This is a genomic window from Streptomyces sparsogenes subsp. cuspidosporus (genome assembly GCF_039532705.1).
Classification (GTDB): Bacteria; Actinomycetota; Actinomycetes; order Streptomycetales; family Streptomycetaceae; genus Streptomyces; species Streptomyces sparsogenes.
The window spans coordinates 1-10,650 of the sequence record NZ_BAAASD010000091.1 but is presented as its reverse complement, the minus strand read 5'-3'; the positions used below and the strand labels follow the sequence as shown (position 1 = coordinate 10,650).

Sequence of the window (10,650 nt, the reverse complement as noted above, 5' to 3'; positions counted from 1 at the left end):
CCATCGAACTCTTCGGCAAGTACGTGATCCCCCACTTCAAAAACCCCCGCAACGTCGTCCGCCCCGCCGACGACGTACTCGCCGACATCCGAGCCGCACGCCCCGCCCACCAAGAAGCACTCCGCCAATTCCACTCCCCCCACAACCCCACACACCACAAGGAGACCCACCGATGACCGACCTCTACCACCACGGCACCGGCAACATCACGATCACGACCGGCGCGCCGGCGCCCGGAGCGGTGCGATGACCAGCGACCTGGGCTCCTTGTCCTTCGAGCCGTTGACCCCGACGTCGTATCTGGATCGTGCGGCGGCGGCGCATGGGGATCGGGTCGCGGTGGTGGACGGGCGGTCCCGGTGGACCTATGCGGAACTGCGTGATCGGTGTCAGCGGTTGGCGGGCGGGTTGGCCCCGTTGGCCGGGGGGCGTCCGGTGGCGGTGCTGGCGCCGAACACGCATGTGTCGCTGGAGGCGCACTACGGGGTGCCGTGGGCCGGGGTGCCGCTGGTCGCGGTGAACAACCGGCTGTCGGCGGGCGAGGTCGCGTACATCCTGGAGCACTCCAAGGCGTCCGTGCTGATCCAGGACCCGTCGTTCGACGCGTTGGTGGACGAGGCCCTCGCCCGGCTGGACGCCCCACCGCACCGGATCAGGGCGGGGCGCGAATACGAGGATCTGCTGGCCGCGGCGGAGCCGCTGCATCTGACCCCGACCGACGAACGGGCGCTGCTGTCGATCAACTACACCTCGGGGACCACGGGCCGCCCGAAAGGCGTGATGTACCACCACCGGGGCGCGTTCCTGCAGGCCGTGGCGATGGTGGGGCACACCGGACTCACGCCGTCGAGCGTGCACCTGTGGACGCTGCCGATGTTCCACTGCAACGGATGGACGTTTCCGTGGGCGGTGACCGCGGCGGCTGGGACGCACGTCTGCCTGCCCAAGGTGGATCCGGCGGAGATCTGGCGACTGCTCCGGGAGGAGGGCGTCACGCACCTCAACGGGGCGCCGACGGTGCTGTCGATGATCGCCTACGCCCAAGAGGCCGCACCACTGGACCGCACGGTGCGGATCGCCACCGGTGGGGCGCCACCGTCGCCGGCGATCCTGCGGCGGACGGCGGAGCTGGGGTTCGAGGTCACGCACCTGTACGGGCTGACCGAGACGTACGGCCCGGCGATGCTGTGCGACTGGCGCCCGGAGTGGAACGACCGCGACGCCGCGGCACAAGCGCGGCTCAAGGCGCGCCAGGGCGTCGGGAACATGATCTCGTGCGTGCCGCGGGTGATCGCGGACGACGGCACGGACGTCCCCGCGGACGGTGTCACCACGGGGCAGATCGCGTTGCGTGGCAACAACCTCATGCTCGGCTACCTCGACGACCCGGAGGCCACCCGGGCAGCGGTGCCGGACGGATGGTTCCGGACCGGGGACATCGGCATCCTGCACCCCGACGGGTACGTGGAGCTGCGTGACCGCTCGAAGGACGTGATCATCTCGGGTGGGGAGAACATCGCGTCGGTGGAGGTGGAGCAGGCGATCATGGATCATCCGGCGGTACTGGAGGCGGCGGTGATCGCGGTGCCGGACGAGCGCTGGGGTGAGGTCCCCGCCGCGTATGTGAGCCTGCGGGAAGGTGCTACGGCCACCGAGGCGGAGATCATCGAGCATGTGCGGGGCAGGCTGGCCCGGTTCAAGGCGCCGAAGACGGTCACATTCACCGAGCTGCCGAAGACCTCCACCGGGAAGATCCAGAAGTTCGTGTTGCGGGACAAGGCATGGGCCGGGAGCGAGAGCCGCATCCGGTGAACGTGGGGACCGGACCGGTGGCACGCGAGGTCGTCGTCGGGGAGTGTCAAACCTCGTGCCCGCACCGTCCAGCGCCCCGGGCCGGCCGGTCAGGTGGCCCGAATGCGAGCAGAGTGCTCGATCTGAAACAAACGTCTTGTGCAGGCGTGGAACTGTCCCGTCTTCTGGCGGAGCACAACGCGAAATTCCTGAGGCATGGTGCCGAATGCGGAGGTGGTCTGTGATGGTCGCGGAACTGAGGTCGGCCGGCGGCAACGGCGGTCCTGCCCAGGCGGAGGAGCTCGCGGCGCTGGAGTCGGTCGAACAGCGGGTGCTGTGGCTGTCCACCGCGATCATCGACCACGCCAATCGGGTGCGGCCGAACCCTTCGGGGCTGAAGGTGGGCGGTCACCAGGCGTCCAGTGCCTCGATGACCTCGATCATGACGGCGCTGTGGTTTCACGCACTGACTGCCGAGGACCGGGTGTCGGTCAAGCCTCATGCCTCACCGGTGCTGCACGCCATCAACTACCTGCTGGGCGAGCTGGACGAGTCCTACCTGACCACGCTGCGTGCCTTCGGCGGTCTGCAGAGCTACCCCAGTCGTTCCAAGGACCCCGACCCGGTCGACTACTCCACCGGTTCGGTCGGTATCGGCGCCACCGCTCCCCTGTGGGGGGCTCTCGCCCGGCGCTACGTGGAGGGGCGCTTCGGCGGTGGCGGGAGGGGGCGCCAGTACTCCCTGCTCGGCGACGCCGAGCTGGACGAAGGCGCGATCTGGGAAGCCATCCAGGATTCGATGGTGCCGGGTCTGGGCGAAGTGGTGTGGGTCGTCGACCTCAACCGGCAGTCTCTCGACCGAGTCATCCCCGGCATCGCCGCGGACAAGCTCCAGGGCATGTTCGCCGCGGCCGGCTGGCAGGTGATCTCCCTCAAGTACGGGCGTTTCCTGAAGGAGTTGTTCGAGCGGCCCGGCGGTGAGGCCCTGCGCGCTCGTATCGATGTCATGGGCAACCCCGAATACCAGCGCCTGCTGCGCTGCTCCGCCGACGAGCTGCGCGAGCGCTTGCCCGGCACCGGCTCGACCGCCGGGCCGATCGCCGACCTCATCGCCCCCCTGGACGACGCCTCGCTCCTGGCGGCGCTGCGCAACCTGGGCGGCCACGACATCGGCGCGCTGTTGGACGCGTTCGCCGGTGTCGACGACACCCGCCCGACCGTGATCTTCGCCTACACGGTCAAGGGCTACGGGCTCCCCACCGAGGGCCACCCGCAGAACCACTCCTCGCTCCTGACGGCCGACCAGATGACCGCCCTGGCCGACCGCCTGGGAACCGATCCCGACCACCCGTGGACGCGTTTCGGCGAGGGTTCGGCGGAAGCGGCCCTGTGCGCGGCGGCCGCCCAGCGGCTGCGCCGCCCCCCACAGGTGCTCCAGAAGCCCCCTGCGGTCCCCGCCGACCTGGGGCGCCCGGCCCCCACCGGCATAGGGAACACTCAGCAGGCTCTCGGCCGCGTCCTGCTGGATCTCACCCGGCGGGCGCCGGAGGCGGCCGCCCGGATCGTCACCGTCAGCCCGGACGTCAGCTCCTCCACCAACCTGGGTGGCTGGCTCAACAAGGTGGGCGTGTGGTCGCCCACCGAGCGCACCGACTGGTTCGCCGACGACGCCGAGACCATCCTGCACTGGCGCGAGCAGCCGGCCGGCCAGCACGTGGAGCTGGGCATCGCCGAGACCAACCTGGTCGGTCTCCTCGGCGAACTGGGCGCCACCTGGAGCCGGTGGGGCCAGCCGCTGCTGCCGATCGGCGTCGTCTACGATCCCTTCGTCAACCGGGCACTGGAGCCCTGGTCGTTCGGCATCTATGCCGGTGGCCAGTCGATCCTTGTCGGCACCCCTTCCGGTGTCACCCTCGCCCCGGAAGGCGGTGCTCATCAGTCGATCACCACCCCCTCGCTGGGCATTGAACAGCCCGGCTGCGTCGCCTATGAGCCGGCGTTCGCCATCGACACCGAATGGTGCCTGCTCGCCGCACTCGGCAACTTGGCCACTCCAGAAGGCAGGTCGGCCTATCTGCGGCTGTCGACCCGGCCCATCGACCAGTCGACAGCCGCCGTGCCCAGCGACCCGGCCGCTCGCGAACGCCGTCGCCGGCATGTGACCGCCGGGGCCTACCGGCTGCGGCAGCACGAGAAGCCCGTGGTGACACTCGCCGCGATGGGTGCTTTGGTCCCGGAGGCCCTGGCCGCCGCCGACCGGCTCGCCGCCCTCGGGCACGGGGCCGACGTCGTGTGCGTGACCAGCCCGGACCTGCTCTTCCGCGCGCTCCAGGCCCGTCGCGGCCTGTCGGACGACCCGGCCTGGATCCTCGACCAGGTCTTCCCCCTGGACCGGGCCACCCCGCTGGTCACCGTCCTGGACGGGCATCCCCACACCCTGGCCTTCCTGAGCACGGTCCAGAACGTTCCCGTCAGCACCCTCGGCGTGACCCGGTTCGGCCAGTCCGGGGCGATCGAGGACGTCTACCGCTACCACCGCATCGACACAGACAGCATCGTCACCACCGCCCTCGACCTCATCGACTGAGCGAGAACCCGGCAGCTCCCCACCCACTCCGTCCGGCGGCACGGCGCGGCATCCGCCCTGACAAGCCGCGCCGTGCCGCAGGACGGCCGAAACCAACCTGTCCACCCTTCCCGCGGCGAGTGAGCAGACGCTCCACCCAGACGATTGGACATGTGATGAAGCTTCTGAGCGGAGTCGAGAAGCCGTCGGCAGGCGCCTCCCTCGCCGATGAGCTCCAGCAGCGCGATGACGAAGAGCGCCTCCACTGATGCGCATCGTCCTCGTTGGGCCGCCGGGTGCCGGAAAGGGCACTCAGGCCATACGCCTGGCCGGGAAGCTGTCGGTCCCTCACATCTCCACGGGCGATCTGTTCCGGGCCAACATCAGCCGGCGGACCGAGCTCGGGAAACGCGCGAAGGTCTGCATGGACGCCGGCACCCTCGTCCCCGACGAGCTCACCATCGCGATGGCGAAGGACCGCATGCGACAGCCGGATGCCGAGAACGGCTTCCTGCTCGACGGTTTCCCACGCAACGTCTCGCAGGCCGAGGCGCTCGACGAACTGTTGAGGGCCGAGGCCACCAAGCTGGACGCGGTCCTTGACCTCGAAGCCCCCGAGGGAGAGGTCATCAAGCGCATCGCCGGCCGACGCGTCTGCCGCAGCCGGTCGGCACACGTGTTCCACGTGTCGTACCGCCCGTCGAAGAAGCAGGGCGTGTGTGACGTCTGCGGCGGTGAGCTGTACCAGCGCGACGACGACTCCGAGGAGACCGTCCGCAGGCGGCTCGCGGTCTACCACACGCAGACCGAGCCCATCATCGAGTACTACAAGACGCGGGGCCTGGCGGTCACGATCTCCTCCCTGGGCCCGGTGGACGAGGTCACGCGCCGGGCGCTGGAAGCCCTCAAGCGGCGCGAGGACGACGGCAAGTAGCCGTCGGCACGTCTTCCACCACCATCCACCACCACGATTGCGGCGGCGGGCGGATGCCCGGAGCGGAGTGCTCGGCCGCAACGGTGGGTGGCGGGGGCGACGGCAGTACGAGAACATGCCGTCGCCCCTTGGGGAGCGAGGTCGGGCAGCGCTTCCGCGAGACCTCGGAGCGCGTCAGTCCGTCTCGCGGTCAGGTCGGGTGCGAACGTGACGGTCGCGTCCCGCGCCATAACCGGCAGCGGCCATGACCAGGCTCAATGCGGTGAGGAGAAGGAGAGCACCAGTCCAGCTGCCGGTGGTGTCGTGGAGGACGCCCAGGAGGAGGGGCCCGGCCGCGGCGACGAGATAGCCGATGGACTGAGCCATCCCGGCCAGGGCTGTGGTCTCGCTGGGACCAGTGGCACGTTGGCTTTGGAAGCTCAGGGCGAGTACGAGACAGGCACCGGCGCCCAACCCGAGAAGAGTGCACGCCGCGAGTGTGAGCGCTGGAAAGAGGAGCAGAAGCGCGAAGCCTGCGGCGACGATCGCCGAGCCCGCGGCCGCAGCGAAGCGCTGGTCGTGGCGGCCCCGAGTGATCAAAGGCAGCAACATGCTCGTGACCAGCGCGACGAGCTGGTAATAGAACAGCATCCAGCCGGCAGCTGTGGTGCTCATGCCCTGCTGACTGAGGATGCTGGGCAGCCAGGCGACGGCGGTGTAGAAGGCAAGGGATTGCAGGCCCATGAAGAAGGACACCTGCCACGCCAGCCAGGATCGCCATGGGGTGGCAGCGTGTGTCCCACGGGACCGTACGCCGCCGTCGGGGCGGGACCCGCGGAGCCGAGGCAGCCACACGGCGAGAGCGGCGACGGCGACGACTACTCCCCAGGCCAGGGCAGAGCGCCAGGTTCCGGGCAGGACCTCGGCAAGCGGGACGGAGATGCCGGACGACAGAGCGGCGACCATTCCCATAGCGGTGACGTAGAGAGCGCTGACGGTATGAACTCGCGAGCCGGGCACGTGGGTGCGGATCACCGTGGGCAGCAGGACGTTGCCCACCGCTATCGCCACCGAGAGGATCACGGTTCCGGCGAACAAACAGGCAAGCGAAGGCAGGGACCGGATCACGGTGCCCGCTGCCAGCACTGCGAGGGCCGCCACGAGGAGGCGGGTGGTGCCGACCCGGTGCGAGGTGCGCCCGACAAAGGGCGAAGTCACAGCGAACACAAACAGCGGCAGGGTGCTCAGTACGCCACCCTCTGACGCGGTCAACCCGGTGTCGTGCTCGATGGCCGGCAGCAGTGTGCCCACACCCGTCAAGGTCACGCGTAGGTTGGCCGCCACCAAAAGGATCGCGATCAAGAGGCCGGCCGAAAGGGCGGGCGTAGTGACCGGGGTCTTCGGGATGGTGATCCGGTCGGCCTTCGTAGCCGTGGTGAGGCCGGCGGGGGAGTTCCTCGAGGTGGTCACTTCTGCCGTTCCGTTCCGGTCTCGGTGAGCTTCACGATCTCGGTGGCGCAGTAGCGTGCACCGACCTCGTCCTGGGCGGCGATCGCCTCAACGAGACGCCTGTGCAGAAGGCTGTGCTCCGCGGCCGTCGCGCTGGGCCAGAGCGTGCCGCCGACCTGTTCGGTGACTGCGATGCTGAGGACGTCGTACACCTCGGTGAGAAGGGCGTTCCCGCTGGCACTCACCACGGCCTGGTGGAAGCGGGTATCGATCTCCGCGACGGCGGCCATCTCCGCTGAATCCGCTGTCGCCTCGGCCTCGTCGAGGAGGTGCCTCAGACGGTCCAGATCGTCTTCGGTACGCCGCAACGCGGCCAAGCCCGAGGCGTACTCTTCCAGCACCGCGCGCAGTTCCAGCACGTCGCTCCACCTCGAGGTGTTGGCGCGTCTCATCAGTACCGAGTGCATTTCACTCGATGCCCGGACGTACGTCCCGTCACCCTTCCGGGCCTCCAGCAGGCCCAGATGCACCAGCGCGCCGAGCGCCTCGCGCACCGTTGTACGCCCGACACCGAGTCGCTCGACCAGCTCGTGTTCGGGCGGAATCCGCATCCCCACGGGCCATGCGCCGGATGTGATCTGCTCGCGAAGGGTGTCCACCAGTTGCGCCGACAAGCTCGCCACGCGGCGCGGCGCCTGAAGATCGTTCATAAGGTGACCCTAACACCGAATGTCTGACATCTGTGCGAGACGTGTTACTGAACACTAACTTTTTCTCTCCCGTTTCACGCCTTGACTGCCCCTATATCAGGACATACGTTGAATGTGATTCGCCCATAACGTTAGTCGTCAATTACGACGGAAGAGTCGGTACGGACGTCGTCTCCCGTCCCACCGGGAACACCCCCCAGGACAGCACCATGACTCACAACCTGCCCGTGAAGTGCGGCAACAGCCTCGAGACAGTCTCATCCGCTCGGACAGACGTGGTCTTCCCTCTGCCTCCCTTTCCAGAAGGTCTTGCCGCCGTCCGCCGACGCGCCGCTCGCGCCATGCAACAGTGGCGCATCCCCCCGGACCTTGCGGACGACGCGCTTCTGGTCGTCTCCGAACTGATCACCAATGCGGTCGTTCATGCCCTTCCCCCCGCCTCGCTCTGCTTGTCCCGGCAGGGTGGCCGGGCCGCGTGCGCTGTCCGCATCGAGGTCACTGACGCGGGCCCAGCGCTGCCGCGCCACCACGGCGGCAGTCCTCGGCAGCCCGAGGAGAGCGGCCGCGGGAGCGCCATCGTCGCCGCACTGTCCGCCCGCTCCGGAACCACGACCTGCCGAGGCGGGACCACTCGATGGGCGGAAATCCAATAGCCCACGCCCTTCGCGAGCTCTGGCGGCACGTACCCGGACGTCACGGAGCCTGACCGGCGACGCGTTATGGCCCCGCCGGGCGGTCGGCTGATCCTGCCGAGGACAGCGGAAGCGCCAGTCGATCCTGGGGTCCGAGTGGCGCCGCAGTGATCATTCCGTCAGTCCTTGATCTCGCAGATGACCGCGCCCGAGGTGATGGACGCGCCGACCTCGGCGCGCAGGCCCTTGACGGTGCCCGGGCGGTGGGCGTTGATGGGCTGTTCCATCTTCATGGCTTCCAGGACCACGATGAGGTCGCCCTCGGCCACCGTGTCGCCCTCGGCCACGGCGACCTTGACGATGGTGCCCTGCATCGGGGAGGCCAGGGCGTCGCCGGAGGCGGCGGCCCCCGACTTCTTGACCGCCTTGCGCTTGGGCTTCTTCGAGCCGCCCCCGGGGGCGGTGGCCACGCCCAGGGAGGCGGGCAGCGAGACCTCCAGGCGTTTGCCGCCGACCTCGACGACGACGGTCTCGCGGCCGGTGGGCTCCTCCGCCTCGTCCGTGCCGGTCGGGGTGAACGGGGCGATGGTGTTGTGGAACTCGGTCTCGATCCAGCGGGTGTGGATGGTGAACGGCTCGCTGGTGAAGGCCGGGTCCACCACCACCGCCCGGTGGAACGGGATCGCCGTGGCCATCCCCTCGACCTGGAACTCCGCCAGCGCGCGGGCCGCCCGCTGCAGCGCCTGGCTCCGCGTGGCACCGGTGACGATCAGCTTGGCCAGCAGGGAGTCCCACGCCGGGCCGATCACCGACCCGGACTCCACCCCCGCGTCCAGCCGAACCCCCGGCCCGGCCGGCGGCACGAAGGACGTCACCGTGCCCGGAGCGGGCAGGAAGTTACGGCCCGGGTCCTCACCATTGATCCGGAACTCGAAGGAGTGCCCGCGCATCGGCGGGTCGTCATAGCCGATGGCCTCCCCGTCGGCGATGCGGAACATCTCCCGCACCAGGTCGATACCGGTGACCTCCTCGGTGACCGGATGCTCCACCTGCAAACGGGTGTTGACCTCCAGAAAAGAGATCGTGCCGTCGTCGCCGACCAGGAACTCCACCGTCCCCGCCCCGACATAGCCCGCCTCCTTGAGGATGGCCTTCGACGCCCGGTACAGCTCCGCGTTCTGCTCCTCGCTCAGGAACGGGGCAGGGGCCTCCTCGACGAGCTTTTGATGGCGGCGCTGGAGGGAGCAGTCGCGGGTGGAGACGACCACGACGTTGCCGTGGGTGTCGGCCAGGCACTGGGTCTCCACGTGCCGGGGCTTGTCGAGGTAGCGCTCGACGAAGCATTCGCCGCGGCCGAAGGCGGCCACGGCCTCGCGGACGGCGGAGTCGTAGAGCTCGGGGACCTCCTCCATCGTACGGGCGACCTTCAGACCGCGGCCGCCGCCGCCGAAGGCGGCCTTGATGGCGATGGGCAGGCCGTGCTGTTCGGCGAAGGCCACGACGTCCTGGGCGCCGGAGACGGGGTCGGGGGTGCCGGCGACCAGGGGGGCGCCGGCCCGCTGGGCGATGTGGCGGGCGGCGACCTTGTCCCCGAGGTCGCGGATGGCCTGGGGCGGGGGGCCGATCCAGGTCAGGCCGGCGTCGAGGACGGCCTGGGCGAACTCGGCGTTCTCGGACAGGAAGCCGTAGCCGGGGTGGACGGCGTCGGCGCCGGATTCGGCGGCGGCGGCCAGGACCTTGGCCTGGTCGAGGTAGCTGGCCGCTGGTGTGTCACCGCCCAGCGCGTAGGCTTCGTCGGCCGCGCGCACATGCACCGCGTCCCGGTCCGGATCGGCGTAGACGGCTACGCTCGCGATCCCGGCATCCCGGCAGGCACGGGCAACGCGGACCGCGATTTCGCCACGGTTGGCGATGAGCACCTTCGTCAGCATGTCGGCTCCAGGGTGTGGTTCGGGGCGGTGTCGATGACCTCGTAGCCGGTGTCTCGCGGGACCCGGGCGATGACGTTGGCGCCGCGGCCGTGGCCGTCGAGCCCGGGCGCGACGATACGGGCGTCCGGCACCGGCGCGGCACGGGCGCGAGCTGTCCGGTGTTGCGGAGTCTTCATGGTCTCTCCGTTCGAATGGTCAGCGGGGCGGGAGGACCCCACCGGAGGCCGGGGCCGGGGAGTTCGCGGTTCCTTGTGCGACGACATCGGAATGCGGGCCCCATGGGTTCCTCAGCGTGGCCAGTAGGAGCTGCGCCACGCCGCCGGGCCCGGCGGGGGCGGCGCGCTGCGCCGGATGTTGCGGGTTCTGACCGTCCACTCGTCCGGTCGCCGCGGCGTCGCAGGGACGGCTGAGGCCGCCGCGGCGCGGGCTTGGATCACCGCGAGCGCGGCGGCCAGCTCTTCGTGAGTGGGGTTGCCCCGTACGACCGTGAACACCATTGGCAGCCCTTTCCGGAGCCCGTGAGGTCAGAGGGGGATGTTGCCGTGCTTCTTCGGGGGGAGGCTCTCGCGCTTGTTGCGGAGCGCGCGCAGGCCGCGGACGATGTGGCGGCGGGTGTCGGAGGGCATGATCACCGCGTCGACGTAGCCGCGTTCGGCGG

At 69.6% G+C, this 10,650-nt stretch carries 11 protein-coding genes; 4 read left to right on the top strand and 7 right to left on the bottom strand.

Translation table 11 applies throughout. From position 1 onward, the window contains the following. The first annotated feature begins 246 nt into the window (after nucleotides 1-246). From ABFY07_RS42005 to ABFY07_RS41995, 3 genes are all read left to right on the top strand, one after another. Nucleotides 247-1,812, top strand: coding sequence for an acyl--CoA ligase family protein (locus ABFY07_RS42005; protein WP_346179511.1), 1,566 nt, complete (start codon nucleotides 247-249; stop codon nucleotides 1,810-1,812). Between the two features lie 223 nt (nucleotides 1,813-2,035). After that, on the top strand, nucleotides 2,036-4,378 hold the full coding sequence (locus ABFY07_RS42000; RefSeq protein ID WP_346179510.1) for a transketolase-like TK C-terminal-containing protein: 2,343 nt from the start codon (nucleotides 2,036-2,038) through the stop codon (nucleotides 4,376-4,378). Between the two features lie 247 nt (nucleotides 4,379-4,625). Further along, nucleotides 4,626-5,291: an adenylate kinase gene (locus ABFY07_RS41995; protein ID WP_346179509.1), complete on the top strand. Its 666-nt coding sequence runs from the start codon at nucleotides 4,626-4,628 to the stop codon at nucleotides 5,289-5,291. 174 nt (nucleotides 5,292-5,465) lie between these two features. Here ABFY07_RS41995 and ABFY07_RS41990 read toward each other — a convergent pair whose 3' ends face one another. The 3 genes from ABFY07_RS41990 to ABFY07_RS43370 form a co-directional block, all read right to left on the bottom strand. Continuing rightward, a complete protein-coding gene (locus ABFY07_RS41990) occupies nucleotides 5,466-6,740 on the bottom strand; it encodes a CynX/NimT family MFS transporter (protein WP_346179508.1) in 1,275 nt (424 codons plus the stop codon). Continuing rightward, nucleotides 6,737-7,429 (bottom strand): FadR/GntR family transcriptional regulator, encoded by a 693-nt coding sequence (locus tag ABFY07_RS41985; protein WP_346179507.1) that lies wholly within the window; start codon nucleotides 7,427-7,429, stop codon nucleotides 6,737-6,739. The genes ABFY07_RS41990 and ABFY07_RS41985 overlap by 4 nt, the downstream gene beginning before the upstream one ends. Nucleotides 7,430-7,686: 257 nt before the next feature. Further along, nucleotides 7,687-7,854: a hypothetical protein gene (locus ABFY07_RS43370; RefSeq protein ID WP_428837115.1), complete on the bottom strand. Its 168-nt coding sequence runs from the start codon at nucleotides 7,852-7,854 to the stop codon at nucleotides 7,687-7,689. Between ABFY07_RS43370 and ABFY07_RS41980 the strand changes: the two genes are divergently transcribed. Further along, on the top strand, nucleotides 7,786-8,082 hold the full coding sequence (locus tag ABFY07_RS41980; protein WP_428837114.1) for an ATP-binding protein: 297 nt from the start codon (nucleotides 7,786-7,788) through the stop codon (nucleotides 8,080-8,082). The genes ABFY07_RS43370 and ABFY07_RS41980 overlap by 69 nt on opposite strands. A gap of 158 nt (nucleotides 8,083-8,240) precedes the next feature. Here the strand turns inward: ABFY07_RS41980 and ABFY07_RS41975 are convergent, their stop codons facing one another. The 4 genes from ABFY07_RS41975 to ABFY07_RS41960 all read right to left on the bottom strand — a co-directional run. Then, the gene (locus ABFY07_RS41975) at nucleotides 8,241-9,989 is read right to left on the bottom strand and encodes an acetyl/propionyl/methylcrotonyl-CoA carboxylase subunit alpha (RefSeq protein ID WP_346179513.1); all 1,749 of its coding nucleotides are present in this window, start codon (nucleotides 9,987-9,989) and stop codon (nucleotides 8,241-8,243) included. Then, complete coding sequence (locus ABFY07_RS41970) at nucleotides 9,986-10,168, bottom strand: hypothetical protein (protein ID WP_143615463.1); 183 nt, start codon at nucleotides 10,166-10,168, stop codon at nucleotides 9,986-9,988. The genes ABFY07_RS41975 and ABFY07_RS41970 overlap by 4 nt, the downstream gene beginning before the upstream one ends. A 111-nt stretch (nucleotides 10,169-10,279) precedes the next feature. Then, complete coding sequence (locus ABFY07_RS41965; RefSeq protein WP_428837113.1) at nucleotides 10,280-10,486, bottom strand: acyl-CoA carboxylase subunit epsilon; 207 nt, start codon at nucleotides 10,484-10,486, stop codon at nucleotides 10,280-10,282. A 30-nt stretch (nucleotides 10,487-10,516) separates the two neighbouring features. Then, the coding region (locus tag ABFY07_RS41960; protein ID WP_346179512.1) for a carboxyl transferase domain-containing protein at nucleotides 10,517-10,650 on the bottom strand (134 nt) is incomplete at its 5' end.

Coding starts and splice junctions, on each gene's coding strand:
- ABFY07_RS42005 (WP_346179511.1), top strand. CDS start 247: ATGACCAGCGACCTGGGCTCCTTGTCCTTCGAGCCGTTGACCCCGACG.
- ABFY07_RS42000 (WP_346179510.1), top strand. CDS start 2,036: ATGGTCGCGGAACTGAGGTCGGCCGGCGGCAACGGCGGTCCTGCCCAG.
- ABFY07_RS41995 (WP_346179509.1), top strand. CDS start 4,626: ATGCGCATCGTCCTCGTTGGGCCGCCGGGTGCCGGAAAGGGCACTCAG.
- ABFY07_RS41985 (WP_346179507.1), bottom strand. CDS start 7,429: ATGAACGATCTTCAGGCGCCGCGCCGCGTGGCGAGCTTGTCGGCGCAA.
- ABFY07_RS43370 (WP_428837115.1), bottom strand. CDS start 7,854: ATGAACGACCGCATTGGTGATCAGTTCGGAGACGACCAGAAGCGCGTC.
- ABFY07_RS41970 (WP_143615463.1), bottom strand. CDS start 10,168: ATGAAGACTCCGCAACACCGGACAGCTCGCGCCCGTGCCGCGCCGGTG.